We start from the raw sequence: 22,217 nt of genomic DNA, 5'->3' as shown, positions 1-22,217 counted from the left end.
CCTGAGGTGGATCGGACTGGCATCAGGACTTTCCCCCTCATTTTTGACCGAGTTCAGCGAGCTATTTTATCCCCAGGCGCTTGGCCAGGCGGGCGAGGTTGGCGCGGTTGAGGCCGAGTTCGCGGGCGGTGCTGGCCCAGTTGTGCTGGTGGCGTTCCAGGCAGGTATTGATGATTTGCCGTTGGTAATCTTCGGTGGCCTGGCGCAAGTCGCCGGTGATGGGCGTCGATGGTAGCTGGGCTTCGATTAGCGGCGCGCTGACGTCGGGCAGGTCGAGGTCGGCGGCGCTCAGGCTGAGAATCCTCGGACGTTCGCGACAGTTTCCCAGGGCCTTGAGCGCGCTGCGCCCGATCAAATGTTCCAGCTCCCGCACGTTGCCTGGCCAGTTGTAGGCCAGCAGGGCTGCCTGGGCATCGCCGGTCAGGCGTAGACTGCCCAGGCCCATGCGTGAACGGTTCTGTTCGAGGAAGAAACCCGCCAGCAGCAGCACGTCGCGACCGCGTTCGCGCAGGGCCGGTACTTGCAGCGGGTAAACACTCAGGCGGTGGTAGAAGTCGGCGCGATAGCGGCCATTGCGCACCTCATCGGCCAGATCGCGGTTGGTGGCGGCGATCAGGCGCACATCCACGTGGTGTTCCTTGTCCGAGCCCAGGCGCTGCAACTGACCGCTTTGCAGCACCCGCAGCAGTTTGGCCTGCACCGTCAGGGACAGCTCGCCCACTTCGTCGAGAAACAAGGTGCCGCCGTTGGCCAGCTCGAACTTGCCCCGACGCTCGTTCAGCGCGCCGGTGAAGGCGCCACGGACATGGCCGAACAGCTCGCTCTCCACCAGGGTTTCCGGCAGGGCCGCGCAGTTGAGGCTGATCAGCGGTTTGTCGGCACGCGCCGAAGCGGCGTGAATCGCCTGGGCCACCAATTCCTTACCCACCCCGGTTTCCCCGGTGATCAGCACGGTGAGGTCGCTGCCGCCCACCAGTTTGATTTCTTCCACCAGGCGCTTGTGGCTTTTGCTCTGGCCGATCATTTCCTTGTGCTGTTGGCCGCTGGCCTGACGGTAGATTTCCGCGCGCTGGTGTTCGTCTTCAGCGCGCAGAGCCAGGCGTTCGATGCGTTCGGCCACATTGACGGTGGCGGCGGCCAGGCTGGCGAAGGCTTGCAGGGCGTCCAGCTCGACCCGTTCGAAGCGCTCGGTGTCGAGCGCATCGAGGGTCAGCAGGCCCCAGGGCCGGTCGTCGACAAACAACGGGCAGCCCATGCAGTCGTGCACTGGCAGGTGCCCGTGCAGGCCGTCCACCAGGCCGTCATAGGGGTCGGGCAATTCGCTGTCGCTGTCGAAGCGCGTGGGGCCGGGGCTGGCGAGCAACACCGCAAACCGTGGGTGTTCGCTGACCTTGAAGCGTCGGCCCAGGGTATCGGCGCTCAGGCCGTCCACCGCCAGCGGCACCAGCGCTTCACCGTCCAGGCGCAACAGCGCGGCGGCATCGCAGGGCAGCAGAGTGCGCATGGCTTGCAGCAAGCGGCGGTAACGCTCGCCCTCGGGCAGGTCGCGGGACAGGTCGGCCACGAGAGGCAGGAGGGTGGTGAGCAGTGAGTGCGCAGTCATAATGACTCCTTGTAGTCCTTATGACTCTAGCGTGTAGGAAGTCATACTGACTACATCTATTTCAACTACCTGATAAATAACGAATTTTTAGTTGGCACGAATGCTGAGTACACAAGGGTAATCCTTAAAGAAGCCCTGGAGGCTCTCATGCTTAGTGCCCAAGACCGTGCCATCGTCAAATCCACCGTGCCTCTGCTGGAAAGTGGCGGTGAAGCGCTGATCACCCATTTCTACCGCATGATGCTGTCCGAGTACCCCGAAGTTCGCCCGCTGTTCAACCAGGCCCACCAGGCCAGCGGCGATCAACCCCGCGCCCTGGCCAATGGGGTGCTGATGTACGCGCGACATATTGACCAGTTGGATCAACTGGGCGATCTGGTGGCCAAGATCATCAATAAACATGTGGCCTTGCAGATCCTGCCGGAGCATTACCCGATTGTCGGCGCCTGCCTGCTGCGGGCGATTTCTGAAGTGCTGGGCAGCGAGATCGCCACGCCGGAGGTGATGAATGCCTGGGGCGCGGCCTACGGGCAATTGGCGGATATCCTGATCGGCGCCGAAGCGGCCATTTACGACGAGAAAGCCCAAGCCCCTGGCGGCTGGCGCGGTGCGCGGTCGTTCACGCTGATCAAGCGGGTAAAGGAGAGCGCCGAGATCACCTCCTTCTATTTCGCCCCGGTGGATAACGGCCCGATCCTGGCGGCAGCGCCAGGCCAGTACATCGGTATGACGCTGGTGTTGGACGGCGAAGAGGTGCGTCGCAACTATTCGCTCTCGGCGTTGAGCGATGCTGGCCAGTACCGTATCAGCGTCAAGCGCGAAGCCGGCGGGCGAGTGTCCAATTACCTGCATGATGAGTTGCAGGTAGGCGCGACCCTCGACCTGTTCCCGCCGGCGGGGGAGTTCACCCTGGCCGCCAGCGATAAGCCGTTGGTGCTGATCAGCGGCGGCGTAGGCATCACCCCGACCCTGCCGATGCTCGAAGCGGCGCTGGCCACCGAGCGCCCGGTGCATTTTATCCACTGCGCGCGTAACGGCGGCGTGCACGCGTTTCGCGACTGGGTCGACGCCCTGGCGGCCAAGCACCCGCAGCTCAAGCGTTTCTATTGCTACGCCGAAGACGACGGCGTGAGCCCGGCGGCGGACAAGGTCGGCCTACTCAGCCAGGAACAACTGGCCGCATGGTTGCCTGAACAGCGCGACCTAGATGCTTACTTCCTGGGACCTAAAGGCTTTATGGCCGCGATCAAACGCCACCTCAAAGCGCTGGGCGTGCCCGAAAAGCAAAGCCGCTACGAATTCTTCGGTCCGGCTGCCGCGTTGGAGTAACCGCCTTTGGAGTAGTAGGAAGCTGCAGCTTCAAGTAAAGGCCGGATCGAAGCCCGCTTTTTTACTTGCAGCTTGCAGCTTGCAACTTATCGCTACCCCCCCAATTAATCCCCTGTTAACCCCTCTCTGTTTAAACCACTCCCTGTGTGTAAACTCGCGCCTACAGGCACAACCAAACAAAGGGAAACGGAGATGAGTGACGAATTGCGTTTAGGCAGGGAGCGGCGCTTTCTGGTGTTGCTGGGCATCATCTGCCTGGCGTTGATCGGCGGGGCCTTGTACATGCAGGTGGTGTTGGGCGAAGCGCCTTGCCCACTGTGCATCCTGCAGCGTTATGCCTTGTTGTTGATTGCCATCTTCGCCTTTATCGGCGCCGCCATGCCCCGCAAAGGCGCCCTCACGTTTTTCGAAGGCTTGGTGATCCTCAGCGCCCTCGGCGGGGTCGCAGCGGCGGGCCATCATGTTTATACGCAGTTCTTTCCCCAGGTGAGTTGCGGCGTCGATGTGCTGCAGCCCATCGTCGATGACCTGCCGCTGGCCAAGGTCTTCCCACTGGGCTTTCAGGTCGATGGTTTCTGCAGCACGCCTTACCCACCGATCCTTGGGCTGTCCCTGGCGCAATGGGCGCTGGTGGCTTTTGTGCTGACCGTGATCCTGGTGCCGCTGGGCATTTACCGCAATCGCCGTCACGCGGCCTGAGCCACTGCACGAAAACGCCCCGGTTCCTCCTCTGGAGGGCCGGGGCGTTTTCGCAGGTAGGCTTTTATGAACAGAGCATGACGCCGGACAATTTCCGCTGCGCGCGGTGTGCGACATGTTGTCACACGGAAGCTGTCGCAGGACGTTTCTGACCCCCCGCAACCCCGCTTAAATTTGCACCGAACGGTCAAATTGTGCTGTCACTTCATCGTCTGGCCAATGTCAGGAACCACGCGCCGTCCGCGCCATTCGATGATGTACGAATGCCTTGTTTTATGGGGACTTGGATGGCTTTGGCAAGCCCTTACAGAGGGTAAGGGATGTGGCGGATTGCCCTATAACACGGCAATTTTTGTGGTTTTTGTTGAGAATCGAACACGATAAGATCCCCGACCTTTGCAATTTTGGTGAAGGATTATTGCTGCTTTCGATAAAAATTATTTCTTTATAAGACATGGTTTATACATCGCTAGCTAACTACAATCGCCCGCACTGAATGTCCGGTGCTGTTCAATATTTGAGCATTGGAGCGGTCGAGGGGCAGATGGATGGCTCTGTGCGACCCCAGGTTCCGGCAGCCTTTCAACTATCCGCACCAAATGGAATTGGTCTGTAACAAGGCCTTTAACCACGAAATCGAATAAGAACTCACCGCAGGCTCGTAAATCGTCCATTCATGGCGTGCGAGCAGGCTCTTATTCAATCGAAGAGAAATGCCAACCCTTGGCAGGGTGAAGTGTTGGCGATCAAAACCCAACTGCATTGCGCAAGCTGCTTTAGAGGTCGTGAGATGAGTAAAAACAGGTACCCCCGATTACTAGGCTTTTTGCCGCTGCTTGGCATGATGTTAATGCTGGGAGGCTGCAAGTGGACCTTGCTCGACCCAAAAGGACAGGTCGGTCTGGATGAACGAAACCTGATCATCACCGCCACCCTGCTGATGCTGCTGGTCGTGGTCCCTGTGATCATCATGACCTTCGCCTTCGCCTGGAAATACCGCGCGTCGAACACCAGCGCCACCTACGCGCCGAAGTGGTCGCACTCCACCAAGATCGAAATCGCGGTGTGGCTGGTTCCGATCCTCATCATCATTGCCCTGGGTTATGTGACCTACAAGTCCACCCACGCGCTGGACCCGTACCGTCCGCTGGAATCGGACGCCAAGCCGATCAATATCGAAGTGGTCGCGCTGGACTGGAAGTGGCTGTTCATCTACCCGGACCTGGGTATCGCCACGGTTAACCAGATCCGCTTCCCGGAGCACACTCCGCTGAACTTCAAGATCACCTCCGACGCCGTGATGAACTCGTTCTTCATCCCAGCCCTGGGCGGCCAGATCTACGCGATGGCAGGTATGCAGACCAAGCTGCACCTGATCGCCAACCAGAAAGCTGAAATGGAAGGCATCTCCGCCAACTACAGCGGCGCTGGCTTCACCGGCATGAAATTCAAAGCGATCTCGACGACCCAGGAAGACTTCAACGCCTGGGTAGCCGAAGTCAAGGCCGCACCTAAACAGCTTGATCAAGCTGAATACGACGCCCTGGCCAAACCGAGCCAGAACAACCCTGTCGCGCTGTACTCCTCGTACGAGCCGAACCTGTTTCAGAAAATCGTCGACAAGTACGAAGGTATGAAGCCAGGCAAGCCGGTCAAGCACGAGAAGAAAGAAGTGGCCGCGGTTGAAGGTTCTGAGACGGGCGCGCATTCAACTGCTGGGGCAGAGGAGTAAACGATGTTTGGTAAATTAAGTTGGGATGCGGTCCCGTTCCACGAGCCGATCGTGATGGTGACCATCGCCATGATCGCGCTGGGTGGTCTGGCACTGTTCGCGGGTATCACTTACTTCAAGAAGTGGACCTACCTGTGGACCGAGTGGCTGACTTCGGTCGACCACAAGAAAATCGGCGTGATGTACATCATCGTCGCCATGGTCATGCTGCTGCGCGGTTTTGCCGACGCCATCATGATGCGTACCCAGTTGGCCATGGCCACCGAGGGTTCGCCTGGCTACCTGCCACCTGAACACTATGACCAGATCTTCACCGCTCACGGTGTGATCATGATCATCTTCATGGCGATGCCATTCTTCACCGGCCTGATGAACCTGGCAGTGCCGCTGCAGATCGGCGCGCGTGACGTGGCCTATCCGTTCCTGAACTCCCTGAGCTTCTGGCTGCTGGTTTCCGGCGTCGTGCTGATCAACGTATCCCTGGGCGTTGGCGAATTCGCCAAGACCGGTTGGGTTGCGTATCCGCCGCTGTCGGGCATTCAGTACAGCCCTGGCGTGGGGGTGGACTACTACATCTGGGCGCTACAGCTATCAGGGCTAGGGACGACGCTGACGGGGGTCAACTTCCTGGCCACCGTCCTGAAAATGCGCGCCCCTGGCATGAAACTGATGGACATGCCGATCTTCACCTGGACCTGCACCTGGGCAAACGTCCTGATCGTGGCTTCGTTCCCGATCCTGGCCGCTACCATGGCGCTGCTGTCGCTTGACCGTTACCTGGATTTCCACATTTTCACCAACGAACTTGGTGGCAATCCAATGATGTACGTGAACCTGTTCTGGGCATGGGGTCACCCTGAGGTGTACATCCTGATCCTGCCAGCGTTCGGTATCTTCTCCGAAGTGATCTCGACCTTTACCGGCAAGCGCCTGTTCGGTCACCACTCGATGGTTTACGCATCGGGCGCAATTTCCGTACTTGGCTTCATGGTGTGGCTGCACCACTTCTTCACCATGGGTTCGGGGGCCAGCGTCAACGCCTTCTTCGGCTTGGCGACTATGCTGATTTCCATCCCGACGGGGGTGAAGCTATTCAACTGGCTGTTCACCATCTACCACGGGCGTCTGCGTATCACCAGCCAGGTGCTGTGGACCCTGGGCTTTATGGTGACCTTCGCCATCGGCGGCATGACCGGCGTACTGCTGGCCATCCCAGGTGCTGACTTCGTGCTGCACAACAGCCTCTTCGTGATCGCGCACTTCCACAACGTGATCATCGGTGGTGCGGTATTCGGTTACATCGCCGGTTTCAGCTTCTACTTCCCGAAAGCGTTCGGCTTCAAGCTGCACGAAGGTTGGGGCAAGGCTGCGTTCTGGTTCTGGATCTCGGGCTTCTTCGTCGCGTTCATGCCGCTTTATGCACTGGGCTTCATGGGCATGACCCGTCGTCTGAACGCCACCACCAACCCTGAGTGGGTGCCGTACCTGTACGTCGCCATGTTCGGTGCGGTGATGATTGCGGTGGGTATCGCCTGCCAGCTGATCCAGCTGTATGTCAGCGTGCGTGATCGCAAGCAGAACATGTGCGAATCCGGCGACCCATGGAACGGCCACACCCTGGAATGGTCGACTTCGTCGCCACCACCGTTCTACAACTTCGCCGTGATCCCGACTGCGAACACGATCGATGCGTTCACCGAAGCCAAGGAAGACGGTACGGCGTACCAGAAGCCTAAGCACTACGAACCGATCCACATGCCAAGCAACACCGCCACTGGCGTGGTGATGGGTGCGCTGTTGACCGTGTTCGGTTTCGCGATGATCTGGCACATCTGGTGGCTGGCGATCGTGAGTCTGGTGGGTACCATCGGTTACTTCATCGTCCACGCCGCACGTGATGATCAAGGCTACATGGTGCCGGTCGAAACGATCGAACGCATCGAAGCCGAGCAGCACGCTCGCCTGGTCGCCGAGAAGAAAATCCCGGCCAACCGTGTAGAAACCTCGTTGGAACAGGCTTAAACCATGTCGAACTTAGTGACCAATGCTGGACACGCCCATGTCGATGACCATGGGCACGATGACCATCACCACGACTCGGGGCCAATGACCGTCTTCGGTTTCTGGCTCTACCTGATGACCGACTGCATCTTGTTTGCGTCGATCTTCGCGGTGTACGCGGTACTGGTAAACAACGTAGCGGGTGGCCCGTCGGGCCACGACATCTTCGAACTGCCTTACGTGCTCGGCGAAACCGCCTTGCTGTTGTTCAGTTCGATCACCTACGGCTTCGCCATGTTGGCCTTCTACAAGGGCAACAAGAAAGGCGTGCTGAGCTGGTTGGCCCTGACCTTCCTGTTCGGCCTGGGCTTTATCGGCATGGAGATCAACGAGTTCCACCTGCTGATCTCCGAAGGCTACGGCCCGCACCGTTCCGGTTTCCTGTCGGCGTTCTTCACGCTGGTCGGCACCCACGGTCTGCACGTCTCGGCCGGTCTGCTGTGGATGGCGGTGATGATGTATCAGGTCAATAAGCACGGCCTGACCAACACCAACAAGACCCGCCTGAGCTGCCTGAGCCTGTTCTGGCACTTCCTGGACGTGGTCTGGATCTGCGTATTCACCGTTGTCTACCTGATGGGGACTCTGTAATGGCTAATGCACACTCCCATGACAGCCACGATGCAAGCCACGGCAGCGTCAAGTCTTACGCTATCGGCTTCATCCTGTCGGTCATCCTGACCCTGATCCCGTTCGGCCTGGTGATGTACCCGACCCTGCCGAAGTCGATCACCTTGATGATCGTCCTGGCGTTCGCAGTGATTCAGGTACTGGTTCACCTGGTGTACTTCCTGCACCTGGACCGCTCCGAGGCCCAGCGCGAGAACGTGATTGCGTTCGTGTTCGCCGGCCTGGTGATCGTTCTGCTGGTTGGTCTGTCGCTGTGGATCATGTTCAGCATCCACACCTACATGATGGCGAAGTGAGGTAAGACCCGATGTCGCTTAAGCACTTTATCCAAATCACCAAACCGGGGATCATTTTCGGTAACGTGCTTTCTGTGGCGGGCGGTTTCTTCCTGGCCTCCAAGGGACATGTCGATCTGGCCATCTTCCTGGCTGCAATGATCGGCACATCCCTGGTGGTAGCTTCCGGTTGTGTCTTCAACAACTGCATCGACCGTGACATCGATATCAAGATGGAACGCACCAAAAACCGTGTGCTGGTGCAGGGCCTTATCTCCCTGAAACTGGCACTGGTCTACGCGACCGTCCTGGGTGTTGCCGGTGTGGCCCTGTTGTACAAGGTGGCCAATCCGTTGGCGGCGTTGTTTGCCGTGATCGGCTTTGTCATCTACGTCGGCCTCTACAGCCTGTACCTCAAGCGCAAGTCGGTTCACGGCACGCTGGTGGGCAGTCTGTCGGGGGCGATGCCGCCGGTGATTGGTTATGTGGCTGTGACCAATAGCTTCGACATGGCCGCGCTGACGCTGCTGGTGATGTTCAGCCTGTGGCAGATGCCGCATTCCTACGCCATCGCGATTTTCCGCTTCAATGACTACCTGGCTGCGTCGATTCCGGTTTTGCCGGTAAAGCGTGGCATCCAGGTGGCCAAGAAACACATCCTGCTCTACATCCTGGCCTTCCTTGTGGCGACCTTGATGTTGACCTTCAGCGGCTACGCCGGCATGAGTTACCTCGCCGTCGCCGCCGCCATGGGCATGTACTGGTTGTACATGGCCTGGACCGGCTACAAGGCGGTAGACGACACCGTCTGGGCGCGCAAGCTGTTCGTGTTCTCGATCTTCACCATCACCGCGCTGAGCGTGATGATGTCCCTGGATTTCCAAGTACCGAAAGAGCTGTTGCTGACCTACGCCCACTGAGTGGTCCGAGCAGTAAAAGGCCCCGCCTTCGCAAGAAGCGCGGGGTTTTTTATGGCATGGCCTCTAAACTATCCCCCATTCCACGCATCCAGGAAGCACAGCGATGAGTAAAAAAGCCGTAATGGTGTTCAGTGGCGGGCAGGACTCGACGACCTGCCTGATCCAGGCACTGGCGTTGTATGACGAAGTGCACTGCATCACGTTCGATTATGGCCAGCGCCATGTGGCGGAAATCGAAGTGGCCCGCCAGCTTGCCAAGCAACTGGGCGCCACGGTGCACAAAGTGATGGATGTGTCCCTGCTCAACGAGTTGGCCATCAGTAGTCTTACCCGCGACAACATCCCCGTGCCCACCGTGAACAGTTCCGGCGAAAGCCTGCCGAGCACCTTTGTACCGGGGCGCAATATCCTGTTCCTGACCCTGGCGGCGATCTACGCGTACCAGGTCAAGGCCGAGACGGTCATTACCGGCGTGTGCGAAACCGACTTCTCGGGCTACCCCGACTGCCGCGATGAGTTCGTCAAAGCCCTGAACCAGGCGCTCAAGCTGGGCATGGAGTACGACGTACGGCTGGACACCCCGCTGATGTGGTTGAACAAGGCCGAGACCTGGGCCCTGGCCGATTACCACCATCAGTTGGACCTGGTGCGCGAACACACCTTGACTTGCTACAACGGCGTGATCGGCACCGGCTGCGGCGAATGCGACGCCTGCAACCTGCGCGCTCGCGGCCTGAACGAATACCTGCAGAACAAGGCGCAGGTCATGCACAGCCTCAAGCATAAGTTGCAGCTCAACTAGGGCTATTCGGCTTTAGCGTGGGGGAGGGTGCGCAATGCTCCTCCCCACTGCGACCCTGTTCCTGCTCTGCGGTGATGTGGGTTTTTCTCGGGCGTCAGGTTAAATCTGCCCACGCTTATCTCGTCATACCCCTCTGTACGCACTGTGCGAATCCATCACCCGCCTACAAGGAGTAGTCACCATGGTCAGCGTGAGTCGTCGGTCCCTTCTCGCCTTCAGCGCCGCCTTGCCCTTGCTGGGGCGCTTGGACTGGGCGGTCGCGGCGACGCCGCCGGCCAAGGCCGACAAGGTCCGTCTCAACTACAACGAAAGCCCTTACGGTCCAGCCCTGGCGGCCCGTGAAGCGATGCAGCGCGGCATCGCCACTGCCGGGCGCTACCCGTACAACCACATGTACGCATTGGCCGCATTGTTCGCTCAGCAACAGGGCATTGCCGAAGAACAGGTGGCGGTGTTTTCAGGCTCCATGGCGGCGTTGCGTTATGCGGTGCTGGCGTTCACCAGCGATACCCGTGGCCTGGTAATGGCCACGCCATCCTACGAAGTACCGCGCCAGGCCGCCGAAGCGCACAAGGCGCCGGTGCATGAAGTGAACCTCGACGCCCACCACGCCCACGATATCCCCGCCATGCTCGCCGCCGACCCCCAGGCCGGCATGCTCTACCTGTGCAACCCCAACAACCCCACCGGCACCCTGACTCCCACCCAGGCCATTCGCGACGCACTGGCGAACAAGCCCAAGGGCAGCGTGCTGGTGGTGGACGAGGCTTACATCGACTTCGCCGACGCCCCGAGCGTGGTCAGTTGGGTCAAGGATCACGACGACCTGCTGGTGCTGCGCACCTTCTCGAAAATCTACGGCATGGCGGGCGCACGCCTGGGCCTGGCCATCGGCCACCCAACGTTGCTGGAACGGCTGGCGGTGTTTGGCGGCGACAATGTGCCGGCGGGCTCGTCGTTGCTCGGCGGCCTTGCCAGCCTGGAAGACGTCAAACTGCTGCCCCAACGTAAAGCCCTCAATGCCCAGTTGCGCGATGAAACCCTGGCCTGGCTCAAGGGCCGTGGTTTCACTTGCACCGCTTCCCACAGCAATTGCTTCATGATCGACGTCAAGCAGCCCGCGCAGCAGGTCATCGAAAAGCTCGCCGCCGAAGGCGTATTGATCGGCCGGGTGTGGCAGAACTGGCCGCAGTGGGTAAGGGTGACAGTGGGGAACAAGCAGGAGATGGCGCGCTTTCGTGAGGTGTTTGCCGCGCGGGTCTAGCGCAGGACTCCATGAGGGAAGGCGACGCTCCTCCCTCAATGAAGTCCCAGGTGTTATTGCTGTGCGATGCTGTACCCATCAAATGCGGTTTTCTGTTGCAAGGCGTTCACCACGTTCTTGCGGTTGACCGGCAACTCAGCGCCGTTGTTGTCGGTGAACGACTCACGTTCCAGCTCGGCGTCATCCCCTTCGCCCACAAAGCTGAACCCTAGAAACTCGAACGCTTCGCGGTCCACGTTCAGCTTGGAGCGTGGCGTGCGCAGCGGCAGGGTGACGCTGATGCCGTCCTTGCTGATCACGAACACTTCGGCGTCTTTCTTGGCGCGTGCCGCCTTGCCCTTGCCGGCGCTCGGGTTGCTGATGGCTTGATGGGTCTGGTTCAGCACCTTGAGGGCCAGGCCGTAGACCAGTTCCTGAAACTCGGGGTCGTCCTTGAAGCTGGACAGGATGCGGCTGATGGAGAACTTGCTGCTCAAGTCTTCCAGGGCCAGGTTGTCGGCGGCTTCGGCGTCCTTGAGTTGCTTGAGCTGGCCCATCAGGTCGTAGGCCTTGTCGTCGTCGAACGCATCGTGGGCCTGGCGGATGGCGACGCGCAGTTCGCGGATCTGGTCGCTCTCCTTGGAAGTGTGAAACGCGTCCAGCACCATCTCGCTGATGGTCTTGGCCGCTGGCACATGCTGTGAAAGATTGATGGCGTTTTCGTATTCAGCTTTGGAGGCCAAGGCGACGACGGATTCTGCGGTGTAGGAATCGGACATTAATAGTTCACTACTTCAATAAACGGAGACAAAAAAGCGTCGCGCATTTTCAAGGGGCAGGGGAGTCAGGTCAAGGCGGCACACTGCCTTCGGCGTTCCGCTGATCCATATCAAAAGGCCATGCCGGAGAGTGGTTTACAACAACCTCGGGGCTGACTGCGCCCCCGACTATTTGCCTGATAACGCATAAAAACAATTGCAGACCTGCGCCGAGGAGACCGCTCCACGCCAGGTCCTTAAAGGACTATTGCGATGATGTTTGCCCTCTTACGCGTCAGCTTCATGGGGATGCTGATGTGCCTGTCCCTCTCGCTGCACGCCAGCACGCCCGACGCCCCTCTGCTCGAACGCGGCCACTACGTCGCTCAACTCGGCGACTGCATTGCCTGTCACACCGCCAAGCCAGGCGCGCTGATGGCCGGCGGCCTGGCGTTGAGTACGCCGATGGGGACGATCTACTCCAGCAATATCACGCCCGATGCCGAGACAGGCATCGGGCGCTACACCTTCGAGCAGTTCGACCGCGTCATGCGCGAAGGCGTTACCCCCAGTGGTATGAACTTGTACCCGGCGATGCCGTACCCGTCCTACGCGAAGATCAGCGAAGAGGACATGCGCGCGTTGTACGCCTACCTGATGCAGGGCGTGCCGGCGGTCCGCCAGGACAACCTGCCGGCGGACATGGGCTTTCCGTTCAATCAACGCTGGGGCTTGGCATTGTGGAATTTCGCCTTTCTCGACAAGCAACCCTTCCAACCCGATCCTGGCCGTGACGCGGGGCTTAACCGTGGTGCCTACTTGGTTCAGGGCCTGGGGCATTGCGGCTCGTGCCATACGCCGAGGGGCATCGCGTTCCAGGAAAAAGCCATGAGCGAAACCGAGCGTGGCGGCCAGCACTACCTGGCGGGGGAAACCGTCGAGCATTGGCGCGCCTTGAGCCTGCGCAACCTGTGGACCGTTGACGACACCGTGCAGCTGCTCAAGACCGGGCAAAACCGTTTTGCCACAGTGTCGGGCAACATGGCCGATGTGATCCACCACAGCACCCAGCATTTTAGTGATGACGACCTGATTGCCATCGCCCGTTACTTAAAATCCCTGCCGGCGGGCCAGGAGGATCTGCCGATGCCTGCCGTGGCCAAAGCCCCGGTTGGCGTGCCTGACGACCTGTTCAGCAGTCGTGGCGGCCTGGGCTACACGCAGTTCTGCAGCGACTGCCACCGCAGTGACGGTGCCGGCGTGAAGGGCCTGTTCCCGCCGTTGGCCGGCAACCCGAGCGTGGTCGCCGCTAACCCAACATCTCTTTTGCATATCACCCTCACCGGCTGGGAAACCGCGCAAACCGCCACCCACCCGCGGGTCTACACCATGCCTGGGTTCGCGCGGCTGGCCGACCAGGAAATCGCCGAGATCCTCAGTTTTGTGCGCACCCATTGGGGCAACCAGGGCACACCGGTCAGCCCCGCGCAGGTGAAAACCCTGCGCGAGCAGCTCAACCCGGCCAGCAGTGACATGTCCGCGTTCCAGACTCCGCGTCTGGCCGAGTTGCTGGCCGCTCCGAATGCCGACCAGGTGCTACGTGGTATGCGGTTGCATCTGCAGACCAAGGCACTGCTGCCGGACAATGTCGGCAACGCACTGAACTGCACCAGTTGCCATCTCAATGCAGGCACGGTGGCCGATGGATCGCCGTTCTTAGGGGTGTCGGCGTTTTTCCCCGGTTATGCCCCGCGTGCCGGCAAGGTGATCACGTTGGAGGAGCGCATCAACGGCTGTTTCCGCCGGTCCATGAACGGCAAGCCGCTGGCGCCGCAATCGGCGGATATGCAGGCGATGGTGGCGTATTTCGACTGGATGAAAAACAACACCCGCCCGCAGGACAAAGTCGCCGGGCGCGGCGTGGGCAAGGTCGACCCGACGCTCAAACCCGACCTGGCCAATGGCAAAGCGGTGTACGCCAAGCAATGCGCGGTGTGCCATGGCGACAATGGCCAGGGCCTGACCCGTGCCGACGGTGAATGGATCTACCCGCCGCTGTGGGGTGAGCAGTCGTTCAATATCGGTGCGGGGATGGCGCGCACCTACACAGCCGCCGCGTTCGTCCAACGCAATATGCCGATTGGCTTCCACGAACGCTTCCCGCTGGGGCAGGGTGGCTTGACGGAACAGGAAGCGGTGGACGTCGCGGCGTACTTTTCCGGGCAGCCGCGTCCGGACTTCCCGGACAAGGTCAAAGACTGGCCGAACGGCGGCAAACCGGTGGATGCGCGCTACTGATCCAGGCGCTTGAAGCAGGCTTCAAGGATATCCAGCCCTTCTTCCAGCACCGCTGGCTCTGTGGTCAGCGGTGCCAGCAGGCGGATGATGTGCCGCGCCTTGCCGCTGGGCATCAGCAGCAACCCGGCGTCCCGCGCCAGGCCGAGCAGTTGCGTCAATTGCCGGGGCGCCGGCGTGCCGTCGGCGTTGGCCAGTTCGATGCCGCGCATGGCGCCGACGCCGGTCAGGCGCCCGAGGTAGGGCGACAGCGCTTGGTCGCGCCAGGTCGCGTACCTGCGGACAATCGCGGCTTCCTGCTGCGCGCCCCACGCGTGCAAGTTTGCGTCCGTCATCACCTCCAGGGTGGCCAACGCCGCCGCGCAGGCGATGGGGTTGCCGGAGTACGTACCGCCCAGGCCGCCTTTGGGCAAGTTGTCCATCAGGTTCTTGCGCCCGACCACCGCCCCCAGCGGTACACCGCCGGCAATGCTTTTGCCCAGCAAGATCAGGTCCGGCTCAATGCCCAGGCGCGAAAACGCGAAGCGTTGACCGGTACGGCCGAAGCCCGATTGGATTTCGTCGGCAATCAGCAGGATCTGTTTCTCGTCGCAGAAACGCCGCAGCGCCTGGGCAAATTCGACGTCCAGAGCCAGGAAGCCACCTTCGCCCTGCACCGGTTCGATGATGAAACAGGCGACGTCTTCCACGTCGATTTCCACGCTGAACAAACGCTCCAGGGCCTTCAGTGCGTCGGCGCAGGTCACGCCGTTGTCGGCGCTGGGGTACGGCAGGTGATACACCGAGCCGGGCAGGACGCCGACCTTTTGTTTGTAGGGCGCGACCTTGCCGTTAAGGTTCAAGGTGGCCAGGGTGCGGCCATGGAAGGCACCGTCAAAGGCGATCACCGCAGTGCGGCCGGTGGCGCCGCGCACGATCTTCAAAGCGTTTTCCGCCGCTTCCGCGCCGCTGTTGGTGAGCATGCCGCTGACCGGGTAGCTCACAGGGATAAAATCACTCAGGCGTGCCATCAGCTCGATGTAGGGCGCGTGCGGCGCGGCGTTGAAGGCATAGTGCGTAAGCCGAGTAGCCTGCTCGCGAATCGCCTCGACTACCCGCGGGTGGCAATGGCCGAGGTTGAGCACACCGATGCCGCCGACGAAGTCGATATAGCGCTTGCCTGCGGTATCCCACACTTCGGCGTTCTTGCCGTGGCTGAGGCTGATGGGGTGGACGATGGAAATCGACTGGCTGACGGTGGCGTGGCTCATGAATCCGGGACTCGGCAGTGGTGGGGCGTTTTTTATCTAAGCCGCCCGCCGGGGCCTGTCGCAAACGAAATAAAGTCTTTGGGTCATTCCAAATCGGAAGGAGCTACTGCCGAAGGGGGCGCGGACAAACCGGTCGACACTGCTCAAGTGCGCGCCGCTGCGCTGACGCCTCCGGTTATTCCGACACCCCGGCCTTGCCCGCGGCCTTGGCGCGATACAACGCTTGATCGGCGCGCTCCATCAGGGCGGCGGGGGATTCATCCGCGTGGCGCTCGGCCACGCCCAGGCTCAGGGTGACGGCGAAGTCGCCGGGTGCCTGGATGGTGCGTATCTTGCGGCAGATCTGCTCGGCCAACGCCTTGGCCGTTTCCAGGGTGCTCTCGGGCAGGATCACCATGAATTCATCGCCGCCCCAGCGTGCCAGTAGGTCACACGGGCGAATGCAGCTCTCCAGGCATCCACCACCCGCACCAGGGTCTGGTCGCCAGCGCCGTGGCCATAGCGGTCGTTGATGGGCTTGAAGTCATCGATGTCCATGGCGATCAGCGCCAGCGGCAGGCGGAAGCGCTGGGCACGCTCGCACGCTTGCAGCAGGGTTTTTTCCAGGCGATAGCGGTTGGCAACCAGGGTCAAGGCGTCCCGCTCGGCCAAGGCGCGGTTTTCGTCCAACTGCAATTTGAGTTGCTGGTTGACCCGAGCCAGTTCACGGGTGCGCTCGGCCACCAGCGCTTCCAGCGACTGGTTGCGTTGTTCGAGTTGGGCGACTGAATATTTGCGCGCTTGAATGTCGCGATGGGCGCCGACCATGCGCGCCACCGAACCGTCGGGGTTACGCGCGATCACGTAGCCGCGGTCCTCGATCCACAGGTAGCTGCCATCTTTTTTTCGGCAACGGTATTCGGTCTGGTAGTGCGGCGCGCGGCGGTTGATGTAGTCATCGAACAGCGCCATCACCTGGGGGTAGTCCTCCGGATGAATGATGTTTTCCCAGGTGAACAGGGTGTTCTCCAGCGCATGCCGCGGGTAGCCCAGCATTTCGTACCAGCCCGGATTGCGGTAGACGAACCCGGTGTTGGCGTTCCAGTCCCAGATACCGTCGCTGACCAGCTCCAGGATGGTGTGCAGCATGTCGGCGTTGAGGTGCGAGAAATCCTGCTTCGCCGGGTTGCTGCCTGAGGTATCGCCCATTGCTTTTGCTCCTTGCATGCGCACTGCGTTCGCCGCCGCGCGCTATGGCGTGGGCGCAACCATCTGTGTGCGAGCCTTCCCGTTCGCATTGTGTTGGTAAATTGCGTCCGGTTGACCTTGTTCGTTGAAAAACACCTGACCGATGCCCGCCGAGTTCCATAACCGTTCGCCGGCCTCGGCATGTTCCGGAACATGCGGTACGACCTGCATGGTGCGACGGCGTGTCAACCAGTTGAGCGGCGAACGGGGTGAGTATAGCCAGCGGTTGAGACGGTCGAACCATTCCAGCAGGCGCCGGGGAAATTCGTTCTTGATGCCGCTGCTGGTGATCTGCCAGATCCGGGGGCCGGCATTGCGGTGGCGGATCAGCACGGCATAGACGAACGAGTAATGCACGTCACCGGAGAGAATCACGTAGTTACCCGGCGTACGCGAGTGGCGGAAAATATTGAGGATCACCTGGGCGGCGCCCCGGTGGGCCATCCAGTTTTCCGCGTCCACCAGCAGCGGGTAGCCGCACCAGCTGAAGACCTTCTGCACTGTCTCGATCAGCTTGACGCCGAAGATCGGCGCGGGCGAGACGATGATCGCCGACGGGTGGTCCAGCAGTTCCTGTTGCAGTTCGCTCAAAGCTTCCCAGTCCAGCAGGCCGGAGGGTTGCTTGAGGGTGAACTCACTGCGCCAGCGCCGGGTGCGGGTGTCGAGCACCACCAGAGCGGGGGTGCTGGGCAGCACGTAATGCCATTGTTGAAATTTGAGCAACGTGGCCAGCAAGGCATCCTGGGCAGCGGCGTCGAGATGGTTGTCGGGGACGTGAGCGGTCAGCGCCTGGATGGGCGGCAACAGTTCGACGAAGGCATCCGGGTGGTTGCCCCAACCCTGGCACAGCAGATAGGCGAGCAGGGCATTGCCGATGATGCGCTTGGAAAACGGGTGGCCGTAGGCGGTTTCTTCCCATTGGGCGCTGAGGTTCCAGTCGTCGGTGATGTCGTGATCGTCAAAGATCATCAGGGTGGACAGGTGCGCGAAGACTCGCGCAACGCCGGGCAGGCCGTCGCGAAAGCGCTCGATGTGCACGTGCTCACGCGCATAGCGCGCCGATTCGTCCGGGCTCAGTGGTGGCGCTTGGGTTTCGATCAAGGTCCAGGGCGTGGGGGACCATACCAGCAGGTACATCGCCATGACTTCGGCAAAGGTGACCAGATGGTTGTCGGCGGTACTGCTGGTGAAAATCGGCTTTTTAACGCCGCCGAAGAAGCGCTCGCGCAGGGTCTGATTGCTGTCCAGCGCCGGTAGCAGGTCCGCGCGATGGTAATAGCTGGCGCGGTGCCCGTAGAGACTGGCGCTGTCGTCCACCACGGCGCCTTCCAGATGTTCGTCGAACAGGCCCAGGCGCGCGATCAGTGCGTGGATTGCCCGAAGCATCGGCCCGGCCACATCGTCGGCGTAAACCTGGTCGCCGCTCATCATCAGCAAGGCCGGACGCTCATCGAGCGTGTGCGCATCGGCGAGCAGGCGATCGACGCAGAGCAGGCCGTCGTCTGCGGCGTGGTGAGGCTTGCGGCAGGAGCCGTGCACGAGCTGGTGGATGCGACTGTGCAGGACAAAATGCGGTGATGGCGCGTCGGCATACAGCAGATGCGCCGCCCAATAGGCGATACCGAGGCCGTCGATCAGCAGGTCGTAGTGGATGACCTCGTCCTGGGGCAGCGCTTCGTCCAGCGGCACATCAATCAGATGCACAAAGGCCTGGCGGCCTATGGGGTTGACTTGGCACTGGCCTTGATCCAGCGGGATGTGCAGCGTGTGTCCGGCCCATTGCAGCTTCAAGGTCAGGTCCAGGGGACGACTGCCAGTCAGCCACAGCACCAGGCGCCTGGGTTCGAGACGTCGTAGCAAAGGGCCGGCAAGTACGGCGGGCAGGTTGTCGGGGTGCAGCATGCAGGGAAGGGCTCCGGCCAGGCTAGAACCGGCAAGGTTAGCGCAATGAATGTCAGTGTTTTGTTAAGGCATGGGGTGTACGAAGGGCAGCGGGCTGCCCTCCGTAGGTCGCTCTAAAGCAGGTTGCCCTTGCCGAGGCTGTCCAGGCTGCCGCTGCCGCGGCGCCGATTGTGACGTGGGGCGTTGTCGGTTTGCTGGGGATCAAGTGGGAGTGAGTGGCTGTCCAGGCTGCGCTTCTTGCGTTGCAGGGCTACTTCATCGTGTTGTGGGGTGGGGAGTTGCAGATGGCCTAGGAACGGACTGATAGCTCCAAGCATAAAAATATCCTTCTGTAAGTTAGATGGGCTCCGCGTCTGCGAAGCCGGGCCAAACTTATAGAGGCGCGAGGTGTTGGAGCTATAAACACCTCGTGGCAACGTGTAACGGCAATGGCGGTTTAGGGCCATCGAGCCCTTCAGCCGGACCGATCAGGTATGGGCGTCCTGCATCACCTTCGGCACCGTGAATCGGAACTCACTGCCACGGCCTACTTCACTTTCGGCCACGATCTTGCCGCCGTGGGCCTGCACGATGCCTTGGGTGATATACAGCCCCAGCCCGCTGCCGGTGGGATTGTTTTCGGTCTGTGTCCAGTAGCGGTCGAACACATACGGCAACAGCTCTGGGGCAATGCCTTCGCCGGAGTCGCGCACCGAAAACACAATTTCCTCGCCGTTGCTCATGGCACTGATGCCGATATTGCCCTGGCGCGGGGTGAACTTGATGGCGTTGCCGATCAGGTTCGACAGCACTTGGAACAAGCGCTCGGGGTCGCCTTTGATCTGCAGGCCAGGTTCGGCGTTGAACGACAGGTCGATGCCTTTTTCCATCGCCAACGGTGCCAGCAAGGAGTACGCCTCCTCGAACATCTGGTTCACATCCAGCGCCACGGGCTTGACCACATAGCGGCCGGCCTCGATTTTCGAGGTGTCGAGCAGGTCTTCCAGCAGCACGTTCATGCGCCCGGCGGCTTGTTGCATGGTGTCGATGGCCGAGGAAATACGGCGCGAGGTGTGTGGGCCTTCGGAGCTGAAGGCTTTTTGCATCATGCCGCAGAGCATCGAGATGACAGTCATCGGGTTGCGCAGGTCGTGGGACACCACCGCCACCAGGTCATCACGGGCGCGCACGGCCTGTTGCTCGCGCTCGACCTGGCGGGCCAGGTCGTTTTCCAGGGCGGAGCGGCGCAGGTCGTTGGCGGCGAACAGGTCGCCGTGGCTCCACTTGGTGGAGATGCCGGCCATTTCCACTTTCCAGATTTCAAACGACGTGCGTGGGCGCAGGCGCATACCAGCGTCGGAATTTTCCAGGTCCAGCGGTTTTTTCGGGTCGCCGCTCCAATTGATGTTCTCTTTGACCTCGGGGCGGAACCACAGCACACCGTTGTCCACCGGCTTGGGCAGGCCCATGGCCAATACGCCGCTGGCCACTTGCTGAAACTCCGCCGCCGGAGGGTAAACCGAGGCCAGGTTATGGCTGGCGAACACCGGTTCGCCGCTGGCTTGCAGCCACTTGTGCAACGCCCGGATCTGCGCCGGTTCCGGGCAGTTGCCGTAGCGGTGCAGTTGTTTGTCTTCGATGATCGCCACGCCGCCGGCCAGGGTCAGGTCCATGAGCAAGCGCGGTTGCTTGGCCAGGCCGTCGAACACGTTGTGGTCCGAGGCTTTCATGGCTTTGTCCAGTTGGGCCAAGGCTTCGACTTTTTCTTCGCGCTGGTGGCTCAGGTCCAGAGCCTCCATGGCGCTGATCTGCAGCGAGAGTACCTGGCCGATGGTCTGGCAGGCGGTACGCAGTTCGTTCGGTACCAGCAGCGGGGTGCGGTTGCCGCAACTGATCAGGCCCCAGAGTTTGTCGCCTTTCATCAGCGAAATGCTCATGGACGACAACACGCCCATGTTCTGCATGTACTGGCAGTGAATCGGCGACACACTGCGCAGCGTCGCAAAGCTCAGGTCCAGCGGTTCGCCGGTATCCGGGCGCAATTTGGGCACCAGCGGCACCGGCGTGTAATCGGCGTTCGGGATAATCCGCAGCCAGTTGGTGCGGTACAGCTCGCGAGCCTGTTCGGGGATGTCAGATGCAGGGAAGAACAGCCCGTTGAACAATTCCATGGACGGAGCGGATGCTTCGGCAATCACCTGACCATGGCCTTCTTCTTCGAAGCGGTAGATGAGCACGCGGTCGTAACCGGTCATGGCCTGGATTTCCGTGACGCTGATGTCATACAGCGCCGCCAGGGTTTTTGCCGACTGCAAGCGGCGCAGCATCTTGCCCAGATCACTGGTGCGACCGTTGGGGGCCCGTGGTTGAAAATCCTTGAGGTGGGGTTCGAACTCCAGCACCAGCACATTTTGGTGGCGGTGCAACAAACCTTCGAACTCAGCGCCGTTGAGCGTCACGTGCAGCGGCGGCGCATCGATAAACGTATTGAGTTCGGCCATGGCCTGCACGGCCTGGGCGTGCTCGGGGCCGATCAGGCTATGTAGCGGCTGGCCCAACAGCGCCTCGGGCGTGCGGTTGAACAGCGTAGCGACGTTGGCGCTCACTTGGATAATCTTCAGGTCTGGCTCGGACAGCGTCAGCAGCACACCGTGAGGCTGAATCGCCCCAGGAAAGCGGATGGGTTCGTCGGCGCAGTTGGCAAGCAGCTGTTCAAAATCTTGGGGTTTCATAGCAGTACCTCCTGGCTGTCGAGCCATCGCTCAAAGCCGCTGAATGTCGAACGGGCGGCATGTACCGCGCGCTGTTGGGCTTCGGCGTCCAGCGCCTGGCTGCCCAGATAATCGAGAAAGTCTTTCCAACGCCGGCCCGTCTCAGGGCCATACACATCAAGAAACGCGCCACCGTTGGTGGCATCGATGCCAAAGCGCTGGGACATTTCCCGGCGCAGCACCTGGCCGCCCAACGTTGCGCCTTCAAGCACATACAACACACCGAGGCAGGCCGCAGGGGTGTCGAGGCGCGGCAGGGCGGTGCAGTGGGGCAGGGCGTTGATAGCGGTGTCATCCAGGCCAAGACCGTGCAGGTCGCTGACCAATGTCGGCGTTTTCACACGCAGGGCAGTATCGAATCCCGCCGGGATCAGCCCACTGGCATACAGCGCCGCTTCAATGGGGGCGTAAAACCCGTGATAGGCCTGTAGCAGGCGCCGGTACCCGTCGGCATCCAGGCGCTCGGAAAAAAACGGCAAACGCTTTTCCAGCGCAACGTGCAACAGGCTGGTGCCTGTGCGTAACGCATCAAGCAATGAGGGCGCACCAACGTCATGGGCCTTTGAAAGCATGCAAATAGCTCGAGCTGTGGGCCTGCCGGCCATGAATGACGCGTGGAAATGGGCGACGATTCTACACAACTCATGGCCATTGACTGTACGCACAAGGCGAAAGGCCTGACCAGCGGATCAGAAAAGTCGCTCCTTGCCTTATGACTGACCGTGCAGCGTACCGTGAAGT

General features: G+C 60.8%; 17 protein-coding genes and 2 pseudogenes. 10 read left to right on the top strand and 9 right to left on the bottom strand.

Annotated elements, in window-relative coordinates:
• Nucleotides 1-61: 61 nt before the first annotated feature.
• Nucleotides 62-1,603 (bottom strand): nitric oxide reductase transcriptional regulator NorR, encoded by a 1,542-nt coding sequence (gene norR, locus FIV35_RS10520; protein ID WP_034100512.1) that lies wholly within the window; start codon nucleotides 1,601-1,603, stop codon nucleotides 62-64.
• Nucleotides 1,604-1,750: 147 nt separating this feature from the next.
• Here norR and hmpA point away from each other — a divergent pair, with 147 nt between their 5' ends.
• Both hmpA and FIV35_RS10510 read left to right on the top strand, forming a co-directional pair.
• On the top strand, nucleotides 1,751-2,932 hold the full coding sequence (gene hmpA / locus FIV35_RS10515; RefSeq protein ID WP_034139249.1) for an NO-inducible flavohemoprotein: 1,182 nt from the start codon (nucleotides 1,751-1,753) through the stop codon (nucleotides 2,930-2,932).
• Nucleotides 2,933-3,124: 192 nt separating this feature from the next.
• On the top strand, nucleotides 3,125-3,631 hold the full coding sequence (locus FIV35_RS10510; RefSeq protein ID WP_034139248.1) for a disulfide bond formation protein B: 507 nt from the start codon (nucleotides 3,125-3,127) through the stop codon (nucleotides 3,629-3,631).
• Nucleotides 3,632-4,104: 473 nt separating this feature from the next.
• Here FIV35_RS10510 and FIV35_RS30160 read toward each other — a convergent pair.
• Nucleotides 4,105-4,394: pseudogene (locus FIV35_RS30160) on the bottom strand (hypothetical protein).
• Between the two features lie 27 nt (nucleotides 4,395-4,421).
• Here FIV35_RS30160 and cyoA point away from each other — a divergent pair.
• The 7 genes from cyoA to ptaA all read left to right on the top strand — a co-directional run bounded on the left by cyoA (nucleotide 4,422) and on the right by ptaA (nucleotide 11,315).
• Nucleotides 4,422-5,363, top strand: coding sequence for a ubiquinol oxidase subunit II (gene cyoA, locus FIV35_RS10500; protein WP_034139247.1), 942 nt, complete (start codon nucleotides 4,422-4,424; stop codon nucleotides 5,361-5,363).
• Nucleotides 5,364-5,366: 3 nt separating this feature from the next.
• Entirely contained in the window at nucleotides 5,367-7,385 is a 2,019-nt protein-coding gene (cyoB, locus tag FIV35_RS10495) for a cytochrome o ubiquinol oxidase subunit I (protein ID WP_034100504.1), read from the top strand.
• 3 nt (nucleotides 7,386-7,388) lie between these two features.
• Nucleotides 7,389-8,015 (top strand): cytochrome o ubiquinol oxidase subunit III, encoded by a 627-nt coding sequence (locus FIV35_RS10490; protein WP_024077337.1) that lies wholly within the window; start codon nucleotides 7,389-7,391, stop codon nucleotides 8,013-8,015.
• Complete coding sequence (gene cyoD, locus FIV35_RS10485; RefSeq protein WP_003176003.1) at nucleotides 8,015-8,350, top strand: cytochrome o ubiquinol oxidase subunit IV; 336 nt, start codon at nucleotides 8,015-8,017, stop codon at nucleotides 8,348-8,350. Before FIV35_RS10490 ends, cyoD begins: the two co-directional genes overlap by 1 nt.
• Before the next feature lie 11 nt (nucleotides 8,351-8,361).
• Nucleotides 8,362-9,249 (top strand): heme o synthase, encoded by an 888-nt coding sequence (cyoE, locus tag FIV35_RS10480; RefSeq protein ID WP_034100500.1) that lies wholly within the window; start codon nucleotides 8,362-8,364, stop codon nucleotides 9,247-9,249.
• A 103-nt stretch (nucleotides 9,250-9,352) separates the two neighbouring features.
• Nucleotides 9,353-10,051 (top strand): 7-cyano-7-deazaguanine synthase QueC, encoded by a 699-nt coding sequence (gene queC / locus FIV35_RS10475; RefSeq protein WP_034100498.1) that lies wholly within the window; start codon nucleotides 9,353-9,355, stop codon nucleotides 10,049-10,051.
• 181 nt (nucleotides 10,052-10,232) lie between these two features.
• Nucleotides 10,233-11,315: a pyoverdine biosynthesis transaminase PtaA gene (ptaA, locus tag FIV35_RS10470; protein ID WP_034139246.1), complete on the top strand. Its 1,083-nt coding sequence runs from the start codon at nucleotides 10,233-10,235 to the stop codon at nucleotides 11,313-11,315.
• A gap of 53 nt (nucleotides 11,316-11,368) precedes the next feature.
• On the opposite strand, the gene FIV35_RS10465 is transcribed toward ptaA, so the two are convergent.
• Entirely contained in the window at nucleotides 11,369-12,073 is a 705-nt protein-coding gene (locus tag FIV35_RS10465) for a hypothetical protein (RefSeq protein WP_034100494.1), read from the bottom strand.
• A 252-nt stretch (nucleotides 12,074-12,325) separates the two neighbouring features.
• On the opposite strand from FIV35_RS10465, the gene FIV35_RS10460 reads away from it, so the two are divergent.
• Nucleotides 12,326-14,350: a c-type cytochrome gene (locus FIV35_RS10460; RefSeq protein WP_034139245.1), complete on the top strand. Its 2,025-nt coding sequence runs from the start codon at nucleotides 12,326-12,328 to the stop codon at nucleotides 14,348-14,350.
• Here the strand turns inward: FIV35_RS10460 and FIV35_RS10455 are convergent.
• The 6 genes and pseudogenes from FIV35_RS10455 to FIV35_RS10430 form a co-directional block, all read right to left on the bottom strand.
• Nucleotides 14,344-15,597 carry a 2-aminoadipate transaminase gene (locus FIV35_RS10455; protein ID WP_034139244.1) on the bottom strand — a complete coding sequence of 418 codons (1,254 nt, stop codon included), beginning with the start codon at nucleotides 15,595-15,597 and terminating at the stop codon, nucleotides 14,344-14,346. The genes FIV35_RS10460 and FIV35_RS10455 overlap by 7 nt on opposite strands.
• Nucleotides 15,598-15,772: 175 nt before the next feature.
• Nucleotides 15,773-16,785, bottom strand: a pseudogene (locus FIV35_RS10450) (sensor domain-containing diguanylate cyclase).
• Between the two features lie 42 nt (nucleotides 16,786-16,827).
• On the bottom strand, nucleotides 16,828-18,726 hold the full coding sequence (locus FIV35_RS10445) for a metallophosphoesterase family protein (RefSeq protein WP_034139243.1): 1,899 nt from the start codon (nucleotides 18,724-18,726) through the stop codon (nucleotides 16,828-16,830).
• Between the two features lie 113 nt (nucleotides 18,727-18,839).
• Nucleotides 18,840-19,043, bottom strand: a complete 204-nt coding sequence (locus FIV35_RS10440; protein WP_034139242.1) for a hypothetical protein — start codon at nucleotides 19,041-19,043, stop codon at nucleotides 18,840-18,842.
• Nucleotides 19,044-19,193: 150 nt separating this feature from the next.
• Nucleotides 19,194-21,437 carry an ATP-binding protein gene (locus FIV35_RS10435; protein ID WP_034139241.1) on the bottom strand — a complete coding sequence of 748 codons (2,244 nt, stop codon included), beginning with the start codon at nucleotides 21,435-21,437 and terminating at the stop codon, nucleotides 19,194-19,196.
• Nucleotides 21,434-22,048: a biliverdin-producing heme oxygenase gene (locus FIV35_RS10430; RefSeq protein ID WP_034139240.1), complete on the bottom strand. Its 615-nt coding sequence runs from the start codon at nucleotides 22,046-22,048 to the stop codon at nucleotides 21,434-21,436. The genes FIV35_RS10435 and FIV35_RS10430 overlap by 4 nt, the downstream gene beginning before the upstream one ends.
• Between the last annotated feature and the right edge of the window lie 169 nt (nucleotides 22,049-22,217).

The organism is Pseudomonas rhodesiae, assembly GCF_007858255.1.
GTDB lineage: Bacteria > Pseudomonadota > Gammaproteobacteria > Pseudomonadales > Pseudomonadaceae > Aquipseudomonas > Aquipseudomonas rhodesiae.
This window is presented reverse-complemented; position numbering and strand designations above follow the sequence as displayed.

Bases quoted from the DNA above. Each gene is read 5' to 3' on its own strand.
- norR (WP_034100512.1), bottom strand. From the start codon at position 1,603: ATGACTGCGCACTCACTGCTCACCACCCTCCTGCCTCTCGTGGCCGAC.
- hmpA (WP_034139249.1), top strand. From the start codon at position 1,751: ATGCTTAGTGCCCAAGACCGTGCCATCGTCAAATCCACCGTGCCTCTG.
- FIV35_RS10510 (WP_034139248.1), top strand. From the start codon at position 3,125: ATGAGTGACGAATTGCGTTTAGGCAGGGAGCGGCGCTTTCTGGTGTTG.
- cyoA (WP_034139247.1), top strand. From the start codon at position 4,422: ATGAGTAAAAACAGGTACCCCCGATTACTAGGCTTTTTGCCGCTGCTT.
- cyoB (WP_034100504.1), top strand. From the start codon at position 5,367: ATGTTTGGTAAATTAAGTTGGGATGCGGTCCCGTTCCACGAGCCGATC.
- FIV35_RS10490 (WP_024077337.1), top strand. From the start codon at position 7,389: ATGTCGAACTTAGTGACCAATGCTGGACACGCCCATGTCGATGACCAT.
- cyoD (WP_003176003.1), top strand. From the start codon at position 8,015: ATGGCTAATGCACACTCCCATGACAGCCACGATGCAAGCCACGGCAGC.
- cyoE (WP_034100500.1), top strand. From the start codon at position 8,362: ATGTCGCTTAAGCACTTTATCCAAATCACCAAACCGGGGATCATTTTC.
- queC (WP_034100498.1), top strand. From the start codon at position 9,353: ATGAGTAAAAAAGCCGTAATGGTGTTCAGTGGCGGGCAGGACTCGACG.
- ptaA (WP_034139246.1), top strand. From the start codon at position 10,233: ATGGTCAGCGTGAGTCGTCGGTCCCTTCTCGCCTTCAGCGCCGCCTTG.
- FIV35_RS10465 (WP_034100494.1), bottom strand. From the start codon at position 12,073: ATGTCCGATTCCTACACCGCAGAATCCGTCGTCGCCTTGGCCTCCAAA.
- FIV35_RS10460 (WP_034139245.1), top strand. From the start codon at position 12,326: ATGATGTTTGCCCTCTTACGCGTCAGCTTCATGGGGATGCTGATGTGC.
- FIV35_RS10455 (WP_034139244.1), bottom strand. From the start codon at position 15,597: ATGAGCCACGCCACCGTCAGCCAGTCGATTTCCATCGTCCACCCCATC.
- FIV35_RS10445 (WP_034139243.1), bottom strand. From the start codon at position 18,726: ATGCTGCACCCCGACAACCTGCCCGCCGTACTTGCCGGCCCTTTGCTA.
- FIV35_RS10440 (WP_034139242.1), bottom strand. From the start codon at position 19,043: ATGCTTGGAGCTATCAGTCCGTTCCTAGGCCATCTGCAACTCCCCACC.
- FIV35_RS10435 (WP_034139241.1), bottom strand. From the start codon at position 21,437: ATGAAACCCCAAGATTTTGAACAGCTGCTTGCCAACTGCGCCGACGAA.
- FIV35_RS10430 (WP_034139240.1), bottom strand. From the start codon at position 22,048: ATGCTTTCAAAGGCCCATGACGTTGGTGCGCCCTCATTGCTTGATGCG.